This is a genomic window from Enterobacter cloacae complex sp. IR53030 (genome assembly GCF_049238365.1).
Classification (GTDB): Bacteria; Pseudomonadota; Gammaproteobacteria; order Enterobacterales; family Enterobacteriaceae; genus Enterobacter; species Enterobacter kobei.
In genome coordinates this window covers 1-20,441 of the sequence record NZ_JBMKHA010000032.1, presented here as the reverse complement: position 1 = coordinate 20,441, position 20,441 = coordinate 1, and the positions used below count along the sequence as shown (strand labels likewise).

Annotated in this window: 30 protein-coding genes and 1 pseudogene; 12 read left to right on the top strand and 19 right to left on the bottom strand. The window is 50.7% G+C overall.

The features are described from left to right. Window positions 1-13: 13 nt before the first annotated feature. The 16 genes from rplE to ACOTXR_RS22820 form a co-directional block, all read right to left on the bottom strand. The gene (rplE, locus tag ACOTXR_RS22895; RefSeq protein ID WP_001096206.1) at window positions 14-553 is read right to left on the bottom strand and encodes a 50S ribosomal protein L5; all 540 of its coding nucleotides are present in this window, start codon (window positions 551-553) and stop codon (window positions 14-16) included. Window positions 554-567: 14 nt separating this feature from the next. Next, window positions 568-882: a 50S ribosomal protein L24 gene (rplX, locus tag ACOTXR_RS22890; protein ID WP_003863287.1), complete on the bottom strand. Its 315-nt coding sequence runs from the start codon at window positions 880-882 to the stop codon at window positions 568-570. Between the two features lie 10 nt (window positions 883-892). Continuing rightward, a complete protein-coding gene (gene rplN / locus ACOTXR_RS22885; RefSeq protein WP_002919748.1) occupies window positions 893-1,264 on the bottom strand; it encodes a 50S ribosomal protein L14 in 372 nt (123 codons plus the stop codon). Window positions 1,265-1,430: 166 nt separating this feature from the next. Continuing rightward, complete coding sequence (rpsQ, locus tag ACOTXR_RS22880) at window positions 1,431-1,685, bottom strand: 30S ribosomal protein S17 (RefSeq protein ID WP_008503489.1); 255 nt, start codon at window positions 1,683-1,685, stop codon at window positions 1,431-1,433. Then, window positions 1,685-1,876: a 50S ribosomal protein L29 gene (gene rpmC / locus ACOTXR_RS22875; RefSeq protein WP_003863282.1), complete on the bottom strand. Its 192-nt coding sequence runs from the start codon at window positions 1,874-1,876 to the stop codon at window positions 1,685-1,687. Before rpmC ends, rpsQ begins: the two co-directional genes overlap by 1 nt. Next, window positions 1,876-2,286 carry a 50S ribosomal protein L16 gene (rplP, locus tag ACOTXR_RS22870; protein WP_002919759.1) on the bottom strand — a complete coding sequence of 137 codons (411 nt, stop codon included), beginning with the start codon at window positions 2,284-2,286 and terminating at the stop codon, window positions 1,876-1,878. The genes rpmC and rplP overlap by 1 nt, the downstream gene beginning before the upstream one ends. 12 nt (window positions 2,287-2,298) lie before the next feature. Beyond that, on the bottom strand, window positions 2,299-3,000 hold the full coding sequence (rpsC, locus tag ACOTXR_RS22865) for a 30S ribosomal protein S3 (protein ID WP_000529945.1): 702 nt from the start codon (window positions 2,998-3,000) through the stop codon (window positions 2,299-2,301). A gap of 17 nt (window positions 3,001-3,017) precedes the next feature. Next, window positions 3,018-3,350: a 50S ribosomal protein L22 gene (gene rplV / locus ACOTXR_RS22860; RefSeq protein ID WP_002919773.1), complete on the bottom strand. Its 333-nt coding sequence runs from the start codon at window positions 3,348-3,350 to the stop codon at window positions 3,018-3,020. Window positions 3,351-3,364: 14 nt separating this feature from the next. Continuing rightward, window positions 3,365-3,643, bottom strand: a complete 279-nt coding sequence (rpsS, locus tag ACOTXR_RS22855; protein ID WP_001138117.1) for a 30S ribosomal protein S19 — start codon at window positions 3,641-3,643, stop codon at window positions 3,365-3,367. Window positions 3,644-3,659: 16 nt separating this feature from the next. Continuing rightward, window positions 3,660-4,481: a 50S ribosomal protein L2 gene (gene rplB, locus ACOTXR_RS22850; RefSeq protein ID WP_000301859.1), complete on the bottom strand. Its 822-nt coding sequence runs from the start codon at window positions 4,479-4,481 to the stop codon at window positions 3,660-3,662. A 17-nt stretch (window positions 4,482-4,498) separates the two neighbouring features. Then, a complete protein-coding gene (gene rplW, locus ACOTXR_RS22845; protein WP_000617546.1) occupies window positions 4,499-4,801 on the bottom strand; it encodes a 50S ribosomal protein L23 in 303 nt (100 codons plus the stop codon). After that, the gene (gene rplD / locus ACOTXR_RS22840) at window positions 4,798-5,403 is read right to left on the bottom strand and encodes a 50S ribosomal protein L4 (RefSeq protein WP_000424395.1); all 606 of its coding nucleotides are present in this window, start codon (window positions 5,401-5,403) and stop codon (window positions 4,798-4,800) included. Before rplD ends, rplW begins: the two co-directional genes overlap by 4 nt. A gap of 10 nt (window positions 5,404-5,413) precedes the next feature. Continuing rightward, window positions 5,414-6,043 (bottom strand): 50S ribosomal protein L3, encoded by a 630-nt coding sequence (gene rplC, locus ACOTXR_RS22835; RefSeq protein ID WP_003863274.1) that lies wholly within the window; start codon window positions 6,041-6,043, stop codon window positions 5,414-5,416. Window positions 6,044-6,075: 32 nt separating this feature from the next. After that, entirely contained in the window at window positions 6,076-6,387 is a 312-nt protein-coding gene (rpsJ, locus tag ACOTXR_RS22830; RefSeq protein ID WP_001181005.1) for a 30S ribosomal protein S10, read from the bottom strand. Between the two features lie 247 nt (window positions 6,388-6,634). Further along, entirely contained in the window at window positions 6,635-7,006 is a 372-nt protein-coding gene (locus ACOTXR_RS22825; protein WP_058690798.1) for a hypothetical protein, read from the bottom strand. After that, window positions 7,003-8,358 (bottom strand): peptidoglycan-binding domain-containing protein, encoded by a 1,356-nt coding sequence (locus tag ACOTXR_RS22820; protein WP_058690797.1) that lies wholly within the window; start codon window positions 8,356-8,358, stop codon window positions 7,003-7,005. Before ACOTXR_RS22820 ends, ACOTXR_RS22825 begins: the two co-directional genes overlap by 4 nt. A gap of 267 nt (window positions 8,359-8,625) precedes the next feature. Between ACOTXR_RS22820 and gspC the strand changes: the two genes are divergently transcribed. From gspC to ACOTXR_RS22760, 12 genes are read left to right on the top strand one after another with little or no spacing between them, the layout of a single operon-like run. Then, window positions 8,626-9,441, top strand: coding sequence for a type II secretion system protein GspC (gspC, locus tag ACOTXR_RS22815; RefSeq protein WP_072205384.1), 816 nt, complete (start codon window positions 8,626-8,628; stop codon window positions 9,439-9,441). Continuing rightward, the gene (gene gspD, locus ACOTXR_RS22810; protein ID WP_101706480.1) at window positions 9,442-11,427 is read left to right on the top strand and encodes a type II secretion system secretin GspD; all 1,986 of its coding nucleotides are present in this window, start codon (window positions 9,442-9,444) and stop codon (window positions 11,425-11,427) included. It begins immediately after the preceding gene. Then, complete coding sequence (gene gspE, locus ACOTXR_RS22805; protein ID WP_058690795.1) at window positions 11,424-12,899, top strand: type II secretion system ATPase GspE; 1,476 nt, start codon at window positions 11,424-11,426, stop codon at window positions 12,897-12,899. Before gspD ends, gspE begins: the two co-directional genes overlap by 4 nt. After that, window positions 12,896-14,095: a type II secretion system inner membrane protein GspF gene (gene gspF, locus ACOTXR_RS22800; protein WP_058690794.1), complete on the top strand. Its 1,200-nt coding sequence runs from the start codon at window positions 12,896-12,898 to the stop codon at window positions 14,093-14,095. Before gspE ends, gspF begins: the two co-directional genes overlap by 4 nt. A gap of 9 nt (window positions 14,096-14,104) precedes the next feature. Further along, window positions 14,105-14,548, top strand: a complete 444-nt coding sequence (gene gspG, locus ACOTXR_RS22795; RefSeq protein WP_058690793.1) for a type II secretion system major pseudopilin GspG — start codon at window positions 14,105-14,107, stop codon at window positions 14,546-14,548. Window positions 14,549-14,550: 2 nt separating this feature from the next. Then, the gene (gene gspH / locus ACOTXR_RS22790) at window positions 14,551-15,051 is read left to right on the top strand and encodes a type II secretion system minor pseudopilin GspH (protein ID WP_058690792.1); all 501 of its coding nucleotides are present in this window, start codon (window positions 14,551-14,553) and stop codon (window positions 15,049-15,051) included. Beyond that, window positions 15,048-15,416 (top strand): type II secretion system minor pseudopilin GspI, encoded by a 369-nt coding sequence (gene gspI, locus ACOTXR_RS22785; RefSeq protein ID WP_058690791.1) that lies wholly within the window; start codon window positions 15,048-15,050, stop codon window positions 15,414-15,416. Before gspH ends, gspI begins: the two co-directional genes overlap by 4 nt. Next, window positions 15,409-15,990, top strand: coding sequence for a PulJ/GspJ family protein (locus tag ACOTXR_RS22780; protein ID WP_058690790.1), 582 nt, complete (start codon window positions 15,409-15,411; stop codon window positions 15,988-15,990). Before gspI ends, ACOTXR_RS22780 begins: the two co-directional genes overlap by 8 nt. Beyond that, complete coding sequence (gene gspK / locus ACOTXR_RS22775) at window positions 15,987-16,946, top strand: type II secretion system minor pseudopilin GspK (protein ID WP_023331449.1); 960 nt, start codon at window positions 15,987-15,989, stop codon at window positions 16,944-16,946. The genes ACOTXR_RS22780 and gspK overlap by 4 nt, the downstream gene beginning before the upstream one ends. Continuing rightward, complete coding sequence (gene gspL, locus ACOTXR_RS22770) at window positions 16,927-18,087, top strand: type II secretion system protein GspL (RefSeq protein ID WP_058690789.1); 1,161 nt, start codon at window positions 16,927-16,929, stop codon at window positions 18,085-18,087. The genes gspK and gspL overlap by 20 nt, the downstream gene beginning before the upstream one ends. Beyond that, on the top strand, window positions 18,080-18,553 hold the full coding sequence (gspM, locus tag ACOTXR_RS22765) for a type II secretion system protein GspM (protein ID WP_172971183.1): 474 nt from the start codon (window positions 18,080-18,082) through the stop codon (window positions 18,551-18,553). The genes gspL and gspM overlap by 8 nt, the downstream gene beginning before the upstream one ends. Window position 18,554: 1 nt before the next feature. Continuing rightward, window positions 18,555-19,334, top strand: coding sequence for a prepilin peptidase (locus ACOTXR_RS22760; protein WP_048339401.1), 780 nt, complete (start codon window positions 18,555-18,557; stop codon window positions 19,332-19,334). A gap of 34 nt (window positions 19,335-19,368) precedes the next feature. Here the strand turns inward: ACOTXR_RS22760 and bfr are convergent, their stop codons facing one another. The 3 genes and pseudogenes from bfr to tuf all read right to left on the bottom strand — a co-directional run. Further along, window positions 19,369-19,848, bottom strand: a complete 480-nt coding sequence (bfr, locus tag ACOTXR_RS22755) for a bacterioferritin (protein WP_014885483.1) — start codon at window positions 19,846-19,848, stop codon at window positions 19,369-19,371. Between the two features lie 72 nt (window positions 19,849-19,920). Continuing rightward, complete coding sequence (gene bfd, locus ACOTXR_RS22750; protein ID WP_008503493.1) at window positions 19,921-20,115, bottom strand: bacterioferritin-associated ferredoxin; 195 nt, start codon at window positions 20,113-20,115, stop codon at window positions 19,921-19,923. A 179-nt stretch (window positions 20,116-20,294) separates the two neighbouring features. Continuing rightward, window positions 20,295-20,441 (bottom strand): annotated as a pseudogene (tuf, locus tag ACOTXR_RS22745) (elongation factor Tu); the annotation flags it as partial.

Genomic DNA, 20,441 nt, shown 5'->3' with positions numbered 1-20,441 from the left:
CAGTAACCCTACCTTACTTGCGGAACGGGAAGTCAAAGGCAGCCAGCAGAGCACGGCCTTCTTCGTCAGATTTCGCAGTAGTGGTAATGGTAATATCCAAACCACGCACGCGGTCGACTTTATCGTAGTCGATTTCTGGGAAGATGATCTGCTCACGGACACCCATGCTGTAGTTACCACGACCGTCGAAAGACTTAGCGGACAAGCCACGGAAGTCACGGATACGTGGAACAGCAATAGTGATCAGGCGCTCAAAGAACTCCCACATGCGTTCGCCACGCAGAGTTACTTTACAGCCGATCGGATAGCCCTGACGGATTTTGAAGCCTGCAACAGATTTGCGTGCTTTGGTGATCAGCGGTTTTTGACCGGAGATTGCTGTCAGGTCAGCTGCTGCGTTATCCAGCAGTTTCTTGTCAGCGATCGCTTCACCAACACCCATGTTCAGGGTGATCTTCTCGACCCGAGGGACTTGCATGACAGAATTGTAGTTAAACTCAGTCATGAGTTTGTTAACTACTTCGTCTTTGTAGTAATCATGCAGTTTCGCCATCGTACTACTCCAAATTACTTGATAGTTTCGCTGTTAGACTTGAAGAAACGGACTTTTTTGCCGTCTTCGAATCTAAAGCCTACACGGTCAGCCTTGCCGGTAGCCGCATTGAAGATTGCAACGTTAGAAACCTGAATAGCAGCTTCTTTTTCAACGATGCCACCTGGTTGGTTCAGGGCCGGAACCGGCTTCTGATGTTTCTTAACCAGGTTGATACCTTCAACGACGAGTTTGCCGGAAGACAGAACATTTTTTACTTTACCGCGTTTACCTTTATCTTTACCGGTTAACACGATAACTTCGTCATCACGACGGATTTTCGCTGCCATGATTCGCTCCTTAGAGTACTTCTGGTGCCAGAGAGATAATTTTCATGAACTTCTCAGTACGAAGTTCACGAGTTACCGGCCCAAAGATACGCGTGCCGATAGGCTGCTCGCTGTTATTGTTCAAAATAACGCATGCATTACCATCGAAGCGAATGACAGAACCGTCAGGGCGACGAACACCCTTCTTGGTGCGCACCACTACCGCTTTCAGCACATCACCTTTTTTGACCTTACCACGTGGAATTGCTTCTTTGATGGTGATCTTGATGATGTCGCCTACGCCTGCGTAGCGACGGTGCGAGCCACCCAGAACCTTGATACACATTACGCGACGTGCACCGGAGTTGTCGGCGACGTTCAGCATAGTCTGTTCTTGGATCATTTTAGTGCTCCGCTAATGTCAACTACTACCTGAGACTCTAAAATCAGAGCCGTTAAAAAGCCCCATATCGAGGGCGCGGCATTATAACACCGCTTCTACAATATGGGTAGAAAAAATAAACGGCTCATCGCTGAGCCGTTTATTCGTATTGAGAATGCGTACTGTATTACAGAACCGCTTTCTCTACAACGCGAACCAGCGTCCAGGACTTAGTCTTGGACAGTGGACGGCATTCACGGATTTCAACCTTGTCGCCGATACCACATTCGTTGTTCTCGTCATGTACGTGCAGTTTGGTCGTACGCTTGATGAATTTACCGTAGATCGGGTGTTTCACAATACGTTCGATAGCTACAACAATGGATTTCTCCATTTTGTCGCTAACAACACGACCTTGCAGAGTACGGATTTTATCGGTCATTACGCACCCGCCTTCTGAGTCAGTAAAGTCTTAACGCGTGCAACATTGCGACGCACTTGCTTCAGCAGGTGAGTCTGTTGCAGCTGGCCACTTGCAGCCTGCATACGCAGGTTGAACTGCTCACGCAGCAGGTTCAGCAGCTCAGCGTTCAGCTCTTCAACGCTTTTTTCACGCAGCTCTTTTGCTTTCATTACATCACCGTCTTAGTTACAAAGGTGGTTTTGATAGGCAGTTTCGCTGCTGCCAGGCCGAAGGCTTCACGGGCCAGCTCTTCCGGAACACCGTCCATTTCATAAAGGACTTTGCCCGGTTGGATCAAGGCAACCCAGTACTCCACGTTACCTTTACCTTTACCCATACGAACTTCCAGCGGCTTCTCGGTGATCGGTTTGTCCGGGAATACACGGATCCAGATCTTACCTTGACGCTTAACTGCACGGGTCATTGCACGACGTGCTGCTTCGATCTGACGTGCAGTCAGACGACCACGGCCAACAGCTTTCAGACCGAAAGTGCCGAAGCTAACATCCGTACCCTGCGCCAGACCACGGTTGCGGCCTTTGTGCACTTTACGGAATTTTGTACGCTTTGGTTGTAACATCAGCGACGCTCCTTATTTACGGCCTTTACGCTGCTGCTTTTTAGGTTGAGCAGCCGGTTTTTCCGGTTGTTCAACAGCAGCCATACCACCCAGGATCTCACCTTTGAAGATCCATACCTTAACGCCGATTACACCGTAAGTGGTGTGCGCTTCAGAGGTGTTGTAGTCGATGTCAGCACGCAGAGTGTGCAGCGGAACGCGACCTTCACGGTACCATTCGGTACGTGCGATTTCCGCGCCGCCCAGACGGCCGCTAACTTCAACTTTGATACCCTTAGCGCCCAGACGCATTGCGTTCTGTACAGCACGCTTCATAGCACGACGGAACATAACACGACGTTCCAGCTGAGAAGTGATGCTGTCAGCAACCAATTTAGCGTCCAGTTCAGGCTTACGAACTTCAGCGATATTGATCTGTGCAGGAACGCCAGCGATATCCGCTACGACCTTGCGCAGTTTTTCTACGTCTTCGCCTTTCTTACCGATAACGATGCCAGGACGAGCAGTGTGAATAGTCACACGGATGCTCTTAGCTGGACGCTCGATAACGATACGAGATACAGACGCTTTAGCCAGTTCCTTAGTCAGGTACTGACGTACTTTAAAATCGCTGTCCAGGTTGTCAGCGAATTCTTTGGTGTTCGCAAACCAGGTAGAGTTCCATGGTTTTACAATACCCAGGCGAATACCATTAGGATGTACTTTCTGACCCATTGCTAGTCTCCAGAGTCTCAGCGATCGGACACAACCACAGTAATGTGGCTGGTGCGCTTCAGGATGCGATCTGCACGACCTTTCGCACGCGGCATAATGCGCTTCATGCTTGGGCCTTCATCTACGAAAATTTTCGCGACTTTCAGATCGTCGATGTCAGCGCCATCGTTGTGTTCAGCGTTAGCAATGGCAGATTCCAGTACTTTCTTGACCAATACCGCAGCTTTCTTGTTGGTATAGGTCAGGATGTCCAGGGCCTGCGACACTTTCTTACCGCGAATCAGGTCAGCAACAAGGCGAACCTTCTGTGCAGAAGAACGAGCATGGCGATGTTGAGCTAAAGTTTCCATCTCTTCCTCCTACCTTATTTCTTCTTCGCTTTTTTATCAGCAGCGTGGCCGCGATAAGTACGAGTCGGTGCGAATTCACCCAGTTTGTGACCAACCATTTCGTCGGTAACAAAGACTGGAACGTGCTGACGACCATTATGGACAGCGATGGTCAAACCGATCATGTTAGGAAAGATCGTTGAACGACGGGACCAAGTGCGCAGGGGCTTCTTGTCTCCGCTTTCCACCGCTTTCTCTACCTTCTTCAGCAAGTGCAGGTCAATAAAAGGACCTTTCTTGAGAGAACGTGGCATGGCTTATCCTCTAAAATTATTTGCTACGGCGACGTACGATAAATTTATCAGTACGCTTGTTGCTGCGGGTCTTCTTACCTTTGGTCTGAACGCCCCACGGAGTTACCGGGTGCTTACCAAAGTTACGACCTTCACCACCACCATGTGGGTGGTCGACTGGGTTCATCGCAGTACCGCGAACGGTAGGACGAACACCACGCCAGCGTGCAGCACCTGCTTTACCCAGAACGCGCAGCATATGCTCAGCATTGCCAACTTCGCCCAGAGTAGCGCGGCAGTCTGCTTCGACTTTACGCATTTCACCAGAACGCAGACGCAGGGTGACATAAGCACCGTCGCGCGCAACGATCTGAACGTAAGTACCCGCGGAACGCGCCAGCTGACCGCCTTTACCTGGTTTCATTTCTACGTTATGAACGGTAGAACCAACCGGGATATTGCGCATCGGCAGGGTGTTACCTGCTTTGATTGCAGCATCAACGCCAGACTGAATCTGGTCGCCAGCTTTCAGGCCTTTAGGGGCCAGGATGTAACGGCGTTCGCCATCTTTGTACAGAACCAGCGCGATGTTCGCGGAACGGTTCGGATCGTACTCAAGACGTTCAACAACTGCTGGGATACCGTCTTTGTTGCGTTTGAAGTCAACAATACGATAAGCCTGCTTGTGGCCACCACCGATGTGACGAGTGGTGATACGGCCATTGTTGTTACGACCACCGGATTTGCTGTTTTTTTCCAGCAACGGAGCAAAAGGTTTGCCCTTGTGCAGCTCAGGGTTAACCACTTTAACTACGTGGCGACGACCCGGAGATGTCGGTTTACATTTAACAACTGCCATTGTATTACTCCTCCGACTTACTCAGCGCCGCCAACGAAGTCCAGGTTCTGGCCTTCTTTCAGGGTGACGTAAGCTTTTTTCCAGTCGCTACGACGACCGATACGCTGTCCGTGACGTTTAACTTTCCCTTTAACAACCAGGGTGTTAACGACTTCGACTTCGACTTCAAACAGTTTCTGCACAGCAGCTTTGATCTCTGCTTTGGTCGCGTCTTTAGCAACTTTGAGAACGATGGTGTTTGTTTTTTCCATCGCAGTAGACGCTTTTTCAGAAACGTGCGGTGCGCGAAGCACCTTCAGCAGACGTTCTTCACGAATCATGCCAGCATCTCCTCAACTTGCTTAACAGCATCAGCAGTCATTACGACTTTGTCGAAGGCGATCAGGCTAACCGGGTCGATACCAGTCGCATCGCGTACGTCAACCTTGTGCAGGTTACGTGCGGCCAGGAACAGGTTCTCGTCCAGCTCACCGGTGATGATCAGCACATCTTCCAGAGCCATGTCTTTCAGTTTCTGTGCCAGCAGCTTAGTTTTAGGCGCTTCTACAGAGAACTTCTCGACAACGATCAGACGATCCTGACGTACCAGTTCGGACAGGATGCTTTTCAGCGCGCCGCGGTACATCTTTTTGTTAACTTTTTGACTGTGGTCCTGTGGACGCGCAGCGAAGGTCACGCCACCTGAACGCCAGATCGGGCTCTTGATAGAACCTGAACGCGCACGGCCGGTACCTTTCTGGCGCCATGGCTTTTTGCCAGAACCAGTTACTTCAGCACGAGTCTTCTGAGCACGAGTACCCTGACGAGCACCAGCTGCATAAGCAACAACAACCTGGTGAACCAGCGCTTCGTTGAAATCACGACCGAAGGTAGTTTCGGAAACAGTCAGCGCGCTCTGCGCGTCTTTCAATACTAATTCCATTGCTATCCCCTTACGCCTTCACAGCTGGTTTAACGATCAGGTCGCTACCGGTTGCACCCGGGACCGCACCTTTAACCAGCAGCAGGTTGCGCTCAGCGTCAACACGTACTACGTCCAGGCTCTGAACGGTTACACGTTCGTTACCCAGCTGACCTGCCATTTTCTTGCCTTTGAACACTTTGCCCGGAGTCTGGTTCTGACCGATAGAACCCGGAACGCGGTGAGACAAGGAGTTACCGTGGGTAGCGTCCTGGGTACGGAAGTTCCAGCGCTTAACGGTACCAGCAAAACCTTTACCTTTAGAGGTACCGGTTACGTCAACTTTTTTAACGTCAGCAAACAGCTCAACGCTAATGTCCTGACCTACGGTGAACTCTTCGCCTTCAGCAAGACGGAATTCCCACAGACCACGGCCAGCTTCTACGCCAGCTTTAGCGAAGTGACCCGCTTCTGGTTTGGTTACACGGTTAGCTTTTTTAGCACCAGTGGTAACCTGAATAGCGCGGTAGCCATCGTTAGCCAGATCTTTAACCTGAGTAACGCGGTTTGCTTCAACTTCGATTACGGTTACTGGGATAGAAACGCCATCTTCAGTGAAGATGCGGGTCATACCCACTTTTTTACCGACTAAACCAATCATTGTTTCAACCTCTCAATCGCTCGATGACCTGATTAACCCAGGCTGATCTGCACGTCTACACCGGCAGCCAGATCCAGACGCATCAGAGCATCAACGGTTTTCTCAGTTGGCTCAACGATGTCAACCAGACGCTTGTGAGTGCGGATTTCGTACTGATCACGCGCGTCTTTGTTAACGTGCGGAGAGATCAGAACGGTAAAGCGCTCTTTGCGGGTCGGCAGCGGGATCGGACCACGGACTTGCGCACCAGTGCGCTTAGCAGTCTCGACGATTTCCGCGGTTGATTGATCGATCAGACGATGATCAAACGCTTTAAGGCGGATACGGATTCTTTGGTTCTGCATGAGACCAGAGCTCCAATTATTTTATAAACGAAAATGATTACTCCTCAAACCCATTACGATTGATGGGAGAGTGTAACCGTTCTTACGTAGCTCCCCAATTGGGAGCATTGTTGAGTAACAAAATGCGCTACCCAGGTTCATATCGAACCAGCCGTCAATTACGACAAGCCCGCGCATTATACGTATTTACAGGCTTAATGCAAGTCGACTGTGTCGATAATAACCAACCTTTTGCAAGACACGTACACTACTGGTCAATATCTGCTATCGCCTGCTTAACACGCGCTTCAAGATCGCCCTTTTCTCCGGCAGCAACCGGATGCGCAGCGTCGCTTTCCTCCGACACACTAACATCCGTCTCTTCCACCGGCACCGGCACCGGCAAGGGACGCTTCTTATAGATATAGTGCTCCTCAGAAAGCCGATAATGCTGAGGCTCTGGTGATGAAGACGCGTGCAGAGCAATCCCGCGGTACAGGTAATACCCGACGACCGCGCAACCCACACTATATAAAAGCCAGGACAATGCGATGCATATCCCCGCCCAAAGCGTGCGCGGCATATCTGGCCGGACAAAGCGTACTTTGGGCTGCAAAGAGGTTTCCGTTTGCTCGCTCATATCGTCCCTCTTTCCTGAATCAACGTTGGACTTTCACCCAGGGATTGCCATAGCCTGATAAGTGACAACTGTCCCATCACACCATCGACTTTAATCTTATTTTGCGCCTGAAACTGGCGGACCTTCTCAGTTAGCAGCGAACTCCATTCTCCCGTCCCTTCCGCCTCGACATTCAGCACGCGGCTCAGCATCGTATCAAGCCAGACAATGTCATCGGTGCTACTCTTCTTTGTTATGCTTGCGTTGCCGTCGGGCGATGGCTTCCACATTCGCGTCACATTCCCTGTCCAGACATGGCTGAACCATGCCTTATCAAGGATCCATGTTTGATTTCCTGACAGCACGGTAAGCGTGTTCTCTCCTCCCCCGATCACGACGACAGGGAAACTGGCGCTATCAACTTCCAGGGTGGCGACCCAGGGAAGTCCGTCAGACAACAGTGTTTCAAGCGTTTCGGTGCCGGAAAGGCAGGCCATCCCGCCCCGGTATGCCTGATCGCACCAGGCTTCCCCTTTGTCTACCTCATACCCCCAGACGCTAAACAGTAAACTGAGCGATTCATTGGTAGACATCGTCTCTGCCATCAGTCGCGCATGAGTTGAGACAGGTCTTGAGAATTCTACAGGAAGCAACGTTGTGAGCGGTGGCAGCCAGCGGGAAAGAGGCCTGGCGAAGTATGCGCCTCCTCCACCACATAACACCGTTAACACCAACAGCAGCAACCAGGTTACGCCCTGACGGCCCGGTGCGGGCAGGTAACGCAACGCCTCACGCTGAAGAGAAGCGTCAATAATAGAGGCGGGGTGTTCCTCCCCCTCCATCTTATTACGACGAATAACCCCTCCCAGTCGTGCGGCAAGATGAAGATTGCCATCGCAACGTCTCATGCATCGTCTGATAAATTGTTCCGGAAGAGTGTTGGTTGTCTCAGGGCCAATGCCTGCATGAGAGGAGATCACCTTGCGGTAATCTTTACTGTCCGGCGCGGGTATCTCAAACCATACGGGCTGTAATACCCGTAACTCGCGCTGCTGACGACGGTTGAATATCCCTGTAAGTAGCAATCGGGCTTGCGGCATCATGGTCATAAACGCCAGAATCGTTGAAACAAGCCCCTTTGAGATTCGGTGTCCATCTTCCAGGACAAACAGCGGCATACTGCCGTGTGTCACGGTCCCCGCGCTGTACAGTTCCTCCCAGAGCTTCTCAACAGGGAATATTTTTCCCGCCAGACTGTTATCCGTCTGCGAATCCGCAATAATCACCCACTCCCACAGGTAACCTTTTCGGTTCAAAGGGCTGATGGTGAGCGCGCGATAAGGCCACGCGCTAAACACCCCTTGCGCAAGCACACTTTTTCCTGACCCTTTACCGCCCTGTAATATTAGCCATTGTTCCTGAATTAACGTGGAAAACATGCTGTCCCGAATCAGACAATGCCGCGTAGTATAAAAAGTATTTAGCTCATCCATGAATAGCCGCATTACCTCGAAAATTATTCTATTCCTAAAACAGGGATATATATTGCATATGACTTGCTGCGTGCCAATGACTGATTATATTATGACGGACTTAAACAAGAAACACGTTCACTCTTAGTCATTCTTAAAAGTGATTTCATGGCAACCATCTCTCCCTTAGTGAAAAATGCGTTATCGTATCGCACCCTGAGCCTTATGATTATATTGACTAGCGCTATGGGTATCTTTATTTTCATTTACTCAGCATATATACAGTGGGGTAATAACAAAGCGTCGCTGATTAATGAGGATATCATCACGCCATTGAATAATTTCAATGAAAAATATAAATGGAATTTATCATCGTCAGCCAATAATCGCATTGACGCGCCCCCATTAGTGAGTGGCAACGTAGATACTCTGTCCAATATCCATTTAAGCGGTATTATTCATAGTTCGGATAAATTATCGTCCCGGGCCATTCTGCAGGAAGGGGGGGAACAGAATGTCTATTCTATTGATGATGTGCTTAAATCATCCAACAGCACGCGCATCATTGATATCACTAAGAACCAGGTGTTTTTCTCCTCAGGCGGAAACACCGCGCAGCTTACGCTGTTTACCGAACTGACGCCACCTGCCGCAACGCCAGAAAAAGTGAACGAGCAGCCGGCACCAACAGATGTCACATTGTCAGATTTTATTGAAGCGATTCCTGTCGTTGATAAAAATGTCTTGCGAGGATTGCGCCTTTTACCTCGCGGTAATACAGAATTATTTTCACGGACAGCCATTGCACCTGGTGACATTGCTATTCAGCTTAACAATATGTCTTTAACGCAACAGGCGAATATAACCCATGCGCAGGAGGCACTTAGACATCTGCAGACGGCGCAGATTACCCTCTTGCGAAATGCATCACCAAAACTAATTAATGTTGCCGTTCAACAATTCCAGGACGGTCAGGATAAATAAATGGATGGAACCTCCGCAAGCCAGCGACTGAAAGCGCTTTCGCTGTTTTTTTTGCTCATCGCCACCGCTAAGCCCGGATATTCAGCTGATTACACGGCGAATTTTAACGGTGCGGACATTCAAACGTTTGTCAACATCGTGGGACAAAACATGGGGAAAACGATTCTGATTGATCCCGATGTTAAAGCATCCATTTCCGTCAGAAGCGTAGATACCTTTAATAAAGAGGAATACTATCAATTTTTCCTGAGCGTACTCGACCTTTATGGCTTTTCACTTATCACTCTTGATAATGGCCTGCTGAAAGTCGTGCGTTCAGAAACCGTGAAAAATCTTCCAGGAAAGCTTACCAGTAATACGCAACCCGGCAAGGGTGATGAACTGGTGACACGTATTGTTTCTCTGGAAAATGTTCCAGCGCGATCGCTGTCTCCTCTGCTTCGTCAAATGCTCGATGGCGGTAATGTCGGTAACGTCTCGCATTATGAGCCCTCTAATGCGCTGGTCATTACCGGCAAAGCATCAACCGTCAATCGCATGCTGGAAGTCATTAAACGTGTCGATGTCATGGGTGACGAGCAAGAGCAAATTATCCCGCTGAAATATGCTTCCGCTGTCGATCTTGCCGATGTCCTTAACACGCTGTCGCGTGAGAACGCAAAAGAGGCACAACCTGCGACACTCCAGACGCACATCGTTGCCGATAAAAGAAGCAATGCGCTGATTATCAGAGGCTCAGAACGCGCCCGCGCAAGAATTACTGAGTTGGTAAAACGTCTTGATACCCAGGAGCAAGGGCAAGGAAACACGCGGGTATGGTACCTGAAATATGCCAAAGCGGATAAGCTTGTTGACGTTTTAACCGGTGTCACGCAAAAACTGAAAGAGGGCAAAAGTGGCACAACCAATACGGCAGCCAGCAGCAGCCGCGATATCTCTATTACTGCAGATGAACAAACCAACTCACTGGTTGTGACCGCCGATCAGGGTATTCTCCAGCAACTCGATGAGGTTATCGCTAAGCTGGATATTCGTCGTGCACAGGTTCTGGTGGAAGCGATTATCGTTGAAGTGCAGGACGGTAAAGGTCTGAACCTGGGTGTGCAGTGGGCTGAGAAAAACGTTGGTGGACAACAGTTTACCAAAACTGGCCTGCCAATCTTTAACGCGGCACAGGGCGTGGGTGAATTCAAAGCAAACGGAGGGATCACCAGCGATAACCCAGCTTACAACCTCTTCAGTAATTATAACGGCCTTGCGGCAGGTTTTTTCAACGGCGACTGGGGGGTGCTCCTCACAGCACTCAATACCGACAACAAAAACGACATCCTGTCTACGCCCAGCATCGTTACGCTTGATAATAAAGAAGCAGCCTTCAACGTCGGGCAGGATGTGCCCGTACTTTCCGGTTCCCAGACGACCTCCGGCGATAATATTTACAATACCGTCGAGCGTAAGACGGTGGGGACCAAGTTAAAAGTCACCCCGCAGATTAACGAGGGTGATTCTGTTCTGATGGAGATCGAGCAAGAGGTTTCCAGCGTCGACACATCGACAAGCTCTTCCTCGCTCGGCCCAACCTTCAACACCCGAACAATACAGAATGCCGTCCTGGTGAAAAGTGGCGAAACCGTTGTGCTTGGCGGTTTAATGGATGACGCCAGTAAGCAAGAAGTTTCAAAAGTTCCCCTGCTGGGCGATATCCCTTTGGTGGGACAGCTTTTCCGCTACACATCCAATGAGAAAAGCAAACGTAACCTGATGGTCTTTATCCGCCCGACCATTATCAGAGACGATGAGGTCTATCGTTCACTCTCACGTGAGAAATACACTAATTTCAAAGATCTGCAAAAAGAGAGACGTGAAAAGCAAAGTGAAACACTGATTAACGTCGATAACATCAAAGAGCTTGAAGATCGGGCTTTTAATAATGCAACGGCGACACCGGACGCTAAAAATCCGTTCAGGGAAGGTCGAACGGAATGAGTCAGCACGCATGGAAAAAAGCGCAGCGCTATGGCATTGCCTTACAAGGAGAGACTCTCTTCTACTCGACAGATGCCACACTTGAGCATCTGCTCGAGTTCGCATCCGTTGCGCCAGAGTGCACCTGTTTTACCCGGCTCCCCCCGCAGCAGTTTGCCGAAAAGCTGGAGCTTATTTACCAACAGAACAGCGGGTCAGCCCAGTTAATTGCCGAAGATATTAATAACTCGGACGATCTCAATACTCTCTCTGAAGAGATCCCAACGAATGAAGATCTGCTGAACGAGCAGTCGGACGCGCCGGTTATCAGGCTTATTAATGCCGTGCTCAGCGAAGCAATTAAAGAACACGCCTCAGATATTCATATTGAAGTATTTGAAAAAGCGATGAGTATCCGCTTCCGGGTTGATGGCATCTTGCGCCCGGTGGTTCAGCCGAATAAAAAACTGGCGGCCTTACTCATCTCACGTATCAAAATCATGGCCAAACTGGATATTGCCGAAAAAAGGCTGCCGCAGGATGGACGCATTACCTTAAAAATTGGTCAGCGAAATGTGGATGTCCGTGTGTCGACGCTCCCGTCGCAGCATGGCGAACGTGTTGTTCTGCGTCTGTTGGATAAAAGTAGTCTGCGCTTATCCATCGATAAACTGGATATGTCAGCGGCAGACACACACAGTCTGAAGAATCTGCTTGCCCTTCCCCACGGTATTATTCTGGTCACGGGGCCAACGGGCTCCGGGAAAAGCACCACGCTCTACGCCATTCTCTCCGCGCTAAATAGCCCCGAACGCAATGTGCTTACGGTAGAGGACCCAATTGAATACGAACTGGAAGGTATCGGACAAACCCAGGTTAATAGCCGCGTAGATATGTCATTTTCCCGCGGACTACGCGCTATTTTACGTCAGGATCCTGATGTCGTCATGGTAGGAGAAATTCGCGATAACGAAACCGCTCAAATTGCGGTTCAGGCTTCTTTGACCGGGCATCTGGTGCTTTCCACTCTCCACACCAATAGCGCGTGCGGTGCCGTAACGCGATTACGGGATATGGGCGTTGAGCCGTTCCTTCTCTCTTCCTCGCTCGTTGGGGTGATTGCCCAACGTCTGGTCAGACGGCTATGCCCCCACTGTAAAACGGCTCACGCCGTGCGGCCTCAGAAACTACAGCTTCTGCAAGCCCACGGGATAAATGCATCCCAACTCTGGCAAGCAAAAGGCTGCCCCGCTTGCAGACAAAGCGGCTATCAGGGGCGTATGGCGATCCATGAACTGTTACTCGCGACACCAGAACTGCGTGACGCTATTCACAATGAGCGTCATGAAAGGCAGCTGGAACAGATCCAGCGTCGTCATCACCTCAGCCTGCTGGCAAACGGTCTTCGCGTAGCGGCAGAAGGGATGACCTCACTTGAAGAAATTCTGCGGGTGACCTCTGAAGGTCAGACTCCAGCGGATGGGCGCCAATGAAATTTCACTGGACGGCAACGGACGCGCGGGGAAACCGCCATACGGGGCTGAGTGAGGCCGCGAGTGAAAGAGAGATGGTCGCGCAGTTGCGTAGCCAGGGGTTATTACCGCAAACGCTAAAACGGCAGCGACCCAAGGTTGCCCTCAGGGCTTTTTCGACACGAATCAGCCACAGCGAATTAACGCTTTTTACGCGTCAGCTGGCGACGCTGATCGCGGCGGCGTTGCCGCTGGATGAAGCGCTCGCCGTTGTTCAACAGCAAAAAGAAAATAAAAAACTGGCCGACGTCATCACTTCTCTGCATCTCGCCGTTCTGGAGGGACAGCCCCTCTCTGTGGCCATGCAAGCCCACCCTCGTCTGTTTGATACGGTCTTTTGCACCCTGGTAAAAGCGGGAGAGACGGTCGGCCAACTGGGCACCGTTCTTGAAAGGCTGGCCGAATATAATGAAGCACGTCAGCAAATGCGCAGCAAACTCACACAGGCGTTGATTTACCCTGCCCTGCTCACCACGGTCGCCATTCTGGTGGTTATCATTTTGCTTACCACGGTGGTACCGAAGGTCGCCGCGCAGTTCACTCATCTTAAGCACGAGCTACCGCTTTCCACCCGTACGTTACTGGCGATGAGTCACTTTCTGTCGACATATGGTCCCTGGATCGCACTGACGCTTATCTGTGGAGGAGCGCTGTTCTCTTTCTGGCTGAAGCGTGGAGAAAACCGACATCGCTTTCATCGTTTGCTGATTACGTTTCGCATGACCTCCCCGCTGGTCTGCGCGATCAATAGCGCCCGTTATCTGCGCGCCCTGAGTATTCTCAATCGCAGCGGTATCCCCCTCCTGGAGGGGATGTCACTCTCGGCGGAAGGCGTTGGCAATCGGGAGATAGGCCGGCGGCTCAGCGACGCAGCAGAAAGCGTACGTCAGGGAAATAGCATCAGTCAGTCACTGAAGCAGACGCAGATATTCCCTCCCATGATGATTTACATGATTGCTTCCGGGGAAAAAAGCGGCCAGCTCGGGGAACTCATGCAGCGTGCAACAAATAACCAGGAGGTGCAGCTGCAAAACCGCATTTCGCTGACCCTGGCGATTTTTGAACCGGCGCTGATTGTTGTCATGGCAGCGATCGTTTTGTTTATCGTTGTCTCGATCATGCAGCCCATCTTACAACTCAACTCATTGATGAATTAAGGAAAAATCATGGAAGCGCTGAAGAAGGAAAGGCAGCGTGGTTTCACGCTTATGGAATTGATGGTCGTCATCGTGATTATGGGGGTTCTGGCCAGCCTGGTGGTGCCTAACTTAATGGGCAATAAGGATCGGGCAGACCGGCAAAAAGCCGCCAGCGATATTATTGCTCTCGAAAATGCGCTGGATATGTACAAGCTGGATAATCATCGTTATCCCACAACAGAACAAGGCCTGGAGGCGCTTATTACCGCCCCAGCGCAAGCTCCCCGGGCTGAAAACTACAACCCGGACGGTTATATCCGCCGTCTGCCCGCCGATCCGTGGGGGAATGACTACATCCTGATTAGCCCGGGTGAGCATGGCGCGATCGATATCATGTCCACAGGTCCTGATGCTGAAACCGGCACCGAGGATGATATCCACAACTGGGATAACGATAAAAAGTCACGCTAAAAATGGCCCATCAGAAAGGATTCACACTGCTGGAGGTGATGCTGGTTATGGTCATCATCGCCCTGGCGGCAGCGGGCGTTGTCGCTATGCAAAGTGACAGGCTGAGCGCTACCGGAAAGCTACTGCGGCAGATCGATGTCCTCAGACAGACAGCAAAATACATGTCAGACGTGGCGCTACTGGAAAAACATACCGTCGGCCTTCAGCTCACTACTGACGGCTGGCTTTTCTATGCACCGAAAAAGGATCGCACCGGTGAATGGCAGTGGCAGGAAATAGCAAACAATGACAATTTGCCGTTACGCGGCGATTGGGACGCACCGACCAGGCCTGACGTGACACCCTCGTCGGAGGAGGCCAAACCGCAAATCGTCATCCTGCCCGATGGACAAGTCACTCCCTTTTCAGTGGTTTTCAACGCTGAAGATGGCGAAAAAATCGCCATCCTGCAATCACACGGCGCGCTGCCGCTTGAGGTCATTAGCTTTAAGGAACCGCAATGAAACAACAAAGCGGAATGCTGCTGCTTGAAGTCTTGCTGGCAATGGCTATTTTTGCGACCGCCATTATTGCACTCCTCACCAGTATGCAATGGCAGCTTTCAGCGCTGGAAACGTTAAAACAGGAAACGCTAGCGCTTTGGGTTGCAGACAACGTACTCGTGACCTCGACTTACGGACAACTCGCCGCCAAAGAGGGAGCCTCTTCTCAATTAAATGAGACCTTCTCCTGGCAACTGGTTGAAGGGAAAAAAAGTTCGTCTCCTTTGCTTCAGAAAGAGGCCAGGGTGATAACGTCTGATGGCCGAACCCTCAGCCTGTATGCCTGGTCTTCAGATAGTAAGAAAACGGAGGCGAAGCATGAGTAAAGTCCCCAACGGCTTTACGCTTCTGGAAGTGATGCTGGCGATCGTCATTTTCTCAACGCTCAGCTTTCTGGCCTCTCAGGTGTTCTCCCAGGCAACCGAACAGTACCAGCGAGCCAAGAAGACTGGCGATGATTTTGAGGCCATCCAGCACACCGTGCTCATGCTTGAAAATGATTTAATGCAGTATGTCCCGCGGAAAAACCGGCAAACACCGCTCCCCTTCTTGAGTGAAAAAGAGAGCGTAATTTTCACAACACAAACCCGGGATCCCGCAATGCCTTTTGGGGCAACGTTCGTTTTGACGACCGTCCACTGGTATGTCGAAAACGACACATTATTCCGTGCAGTACGCTACTCATCCGACAGTGAAAAGGACGTGGCACCACAGCCCCTGCTGGATCATGTCTCCCATTTTTCTGCAACAATGACGCCAGCGGATGAAAAGAGCGTGTCAACGACAGCCACGATAACGCTGGAGCGTGACGGTAAAGCGGAAATAACCCGACACGTTGTCCTGCCCGGCTGGTTTCCGGAAAAAAAAGCCGCCAGCCAACCTGCAGGTGCGACGCAATGAACGCGCAAAAAGGTTCTGCATTGCTGATCGTTTTAATGATTCTGGCGCTGATGGCTGCGCTGGCAGCAGAGATGACGATAAGTTTTCAGGTTCAGCTCCAGCGCACCCGGCGCATCAATGATAGCCTGCAGGGGAAATACGCTCTGCTCTACGCTGAAGCACAATCTATGGCACGTTTTCAGGAGAAGCCTCGAGACGTACTCACCCACTCGGAGAGTCCTGGCGACGACACCGACGTCAGCTGGCAGATAAACGATCTGCACCATTGCTACAACCTGAACGCACTGAAGAATACGCCGGAAGAACCACTGGCGACGCCACCGTATGAAATCAGCGTGTTTTACGCCCTACTGGAGAAGCTCGCCGTTGAAAAATACCGGGCAGAAGAGATCGCACAATCCATCGCAGACTACATCGATGATAACGACTCAACGCGCGTTAAAGGTGCAGAAGACGAATACTATCAACATAGTCAGCCAGGCTACCTGACCGCCGGTCAGGTGCTCTTTTTACCCACAGAAGTGCGCAAAATTAAAGGGATGACTGACGCGCTTTATCAAAAACTCGCCCCTTTTATCTGCACCCGATTCAGCAGTGACCTCGCCATTAATATCAATACCCTTACTGAGCAGCAAGCGCCGCTTCTGGCAGCCCTCTTCCTCAACAATATCAGCTTGTCAGATGCAAAAATGCTCCTGAAAAAACGTCCTGTAAATGGCTGGGAAAAGGTAGAGGATTTTCTTTACCAGGCCCAACAGGATTTCAGCGCAGCAAAACCGCTGGTGGATTCGCTTAAAAAACAGATTACAACCAGCAGCAGTTATTTTTTGACCACATCCACGGTTCATGAGGGTGACCTTACCTTTGGTATGCGCACATTTTTCATTTATGACGAAAAAACTAAAACACTCAAACTCTATTTACGCCAGCTTACGGATGGCAGTAGCGAACAATAAAGCAGTTAACGTCCCTGCGACGAAACTGCTTATCCGCCTTTCTGGATCGACGCCGAATGCCCTTGAATGGGTGGAATATGATGGATGTGGCTACAGCCAGGTTCAGAGTCTGACAACAGAACAGTTGCCGGAGATTGCCGCACGTCCGGCATCAGGATGCACTCATCTCGTTATTCCGGCCCAAAAGGCAACGAGCAGAATAATCGTCATCCCAGACGAAAATTACGAACTGACCGATCAAAAACTTCAGTGGCTTGCGGATGAAACACTGGACGAAGGCATGCCCTCGCTGCACTGGACGCTACTCTCTCGGGAGGGAACGCGAGTTTCCGTCATTGGCGTTGACGCCGGCTGGCTTATGTCCCAGCTTCGTCTCTTTGCCGGGGCTGGTTTTAACGTCACGCATGCGACGATTGACGCCCTTCGCTTGCCAGCCTGTGAAAGCGGCTGGACGGTATTATCAGACAGCGGTGGATGGTTGCTCAGAACGCATGAGAACAGTGTTGCCCATTTGACAGAACCCTGGCTGGCACAGCTGCTAACGCATTATCCCCCGCAAGAGGTTGTCAGCTACGGTCCACTGCCAGCTGGCCTTTCCGCGAAGGAAACGCGTCCCGCATGTCATAGTTTGATACTCCATCCACAGGAACCACCCGCTAACCTTTTGCACGGGAAAATGCGCCCGCCTGCCCCGCGCTCTTTCTGGACCACCAATATCAAACGCATGGCGCTTTGCAGCATTTTCCTGTTAGCCGTGAGTGCGTGTCTGGCTCAGGCTGTCGTGTATTTGCAACTTCGGGAGTATGAAAAACAGCTGAGCCACACACTGACGCAGCAATGGCAACGTTATATTCCAGAAAACAGGCATACCCGTAATCTGCGTACCTATTTACCCAGGCAGCTACAGCAACGATCGCCTGCCCCCTATTTGCTCTTACAACAGCTTCAGGCTCATCTGTCCGCTTTCCCGGAACTGGCGCTGGAAGGGTTGAGTTATAACCCGGCACGTAATGATTTACGTCTTTTTATTTCTACCCGCGATGACCAACAGATCCAGGCGTTTTTAAATCAAAAAATGGCTGGCTACTCACTCAAAGTCGATAAACATGAACAGGGATTATGGACGATTCGAAATGATTAAACGCGCTCAGGAATGGTTTCACCAAAAAGATCCGCGTGAACAGCGGCTGCTACTCGCACTGCTTGTCTGCGGTGTCAGCATTCTTTTCTGGTTTGGGCTCTACCAGCCCCTGAAGCAGGCTACGGACACCATGCAATCCCGCTATGCTAAGGTGCAACGCGATCTGCAGTGGTTGCAGAAACAGGTTTCGGCTGCGGCTCTTCTTCCGGAAAAGAGACCATCAGGCTCCCTGGAGAATCAGGTTAAAAGCAGTTTGCACATGCTGGGCACTGCCGCAAAACTCCAGCGCACCGATAGCGGAGAACTGACTGTATCGGCCGACGCTCTCAGGATGGACGCTTTTATGAACTGGCTGGCGGTGCTACAGGGAGACTACGGTCTGCGGATTGCGGAACTTGAATTCCACACCAGTGAACAGGGTACGGACACTATAATCCTGACGCGCCTGACGCTCGGAGTGAAATAAAATGGATAGCTCACTGGTTACTCTGTTTCTCATCATTGGCCTGCTGTCAGGAACCGCAATGGGTATACTCACCTGGCGTTTGCCTGCCGAGATTTTACGACCGTCTTCGACAGGCGAGGCGGGTTCAACGTCAGAGTTTACGTTCTCTGGCTCCCGGTGCTGCCAGTGTCAAACCCCACTGTTCTGGTACGACACGGTTCCCCTGCTCGGCTGGATGCTTCTCAAAGGGAAATGTCGCCACTGCGGCCAGCCTGTTTCAACACGCTATCCCTTGCTGGAAGGGCTTTGTGCGATGATGGCCGTCATTTGCTATGCCCTCCATCCAGCATCAATGATAATGTCACTGGCGCTTTTTCTGTTCTTTTGGTTTGTACTCGCACTCAGCGTGATCGATCTGCAGCATTACCTTTTACCCGACAAGCTCACGCTACCGTTACTGTGGGTTGGCCTGTTGTTTAATGCCTTTTTTGGCCCTGTTTCCTCCCAGGACGCCATTGTGGGTGCCGCTGCCGGCTATTTAATTCTGTGGCTGCTCTACTGGCTGGTCCGCTTAATCTGTCACAAAGAAGGGATCGGTTACGGGGATTTCAAGATGCTTGCGGCAGTGGGCGCCTGGTGCGGCTGGCGAGAGGTACCCGTGATCCTTTACGTAGCGTCAATCGCAGGGATCTTTTACGGGCTTCTGCTGTGGGTAAAAAAAGGGCATTTCGGTGACCCGATACCTTTCGGTCCGGCACTGGCACTGAGCGGCTGGGGCTGTTTCTGCTGGGCAACGCTGTGAGGAGGCAGGAAGGAGGGTTTCCTTCCTGTATCAACTACTCTTTTTCTTCGCGGATTTGCGCCTGCAGATAGTTTTGAATACCCAGCTTATCGATCAAATCCAACTCGGTTTCCAGCCAGTCTATATGGCCTTCTTCATCGGCAAGGATCTCAATCATCATGTCACGGCTGACATAATCAAAAACGCTGTCGGCATAGGCAATGGCTTCACGGAGATCTTTGGCACCTTCAAGTTCCAGCCTGAGGTCGGAACGTAGCATCTCCTCGACATCTTCACCGATACCCAGCTTGCCGAGATCCTGCAGGTTTGGAATACCTTCAAGGAATAAAATGCGCTCGATATATTTATCGGCGTGTTTCATCTCATCTATAGATTCATGGTACTCAACGTCGTTCAGACGTTTAAGTCCCCAGTTTTTGAACATTCTCGCATGAAGAAAGTACTGGTTGATTGCGACAAGCTCATTTCCCAATAATTTATTGAGATAACTTATGATTTTAACATCACCTTTCATTATATAGTCCCTCCGCTTCCACTCATTGAAGCGTAGATCGGGCTACGGGGATGTCAAAAAAAAGATGGGCGCTTACGCGATCTCTTTGTATTCCGGGATCTGCATCAACTCGTCCTGCATGATTTCACGTGCAGCACGTACACATTTACCGCATTGATTTCCAACCGGAACAAATTTGCGAAGCTGCTGAAATGACTGTGGCTGAAACTGGCGAACGGCCTGACGTATTTTTTTGTCGCTTACACCATTACATAAACAAACGTACATAGAGACTCCCGTTCAAATTATGCGCAAAGTGTAAGTGAGAATGGTTATAATTACAATAGCACAAACGCCAGAATACGGGGCGGGTGCAGGCAAAAAATGCGAAAGTTTGTGACAACACCTGAGCAGCAAAAAACAAAAAAGGACGCCGAAGCGTCCTTTTTTAATTCGGGGATAATTAATTAGCCCAGAACTTTAGCAACAACGCCCGCGCCAACGGTACGGCCGCCTTCACGGATTGCGAAACGCAGACCGTCGTCCATCGCGATTGGGTGGATCAGAGTCACAACCATCTTGATGTTGTCGCCTGGCATTACCATCTCAACGCC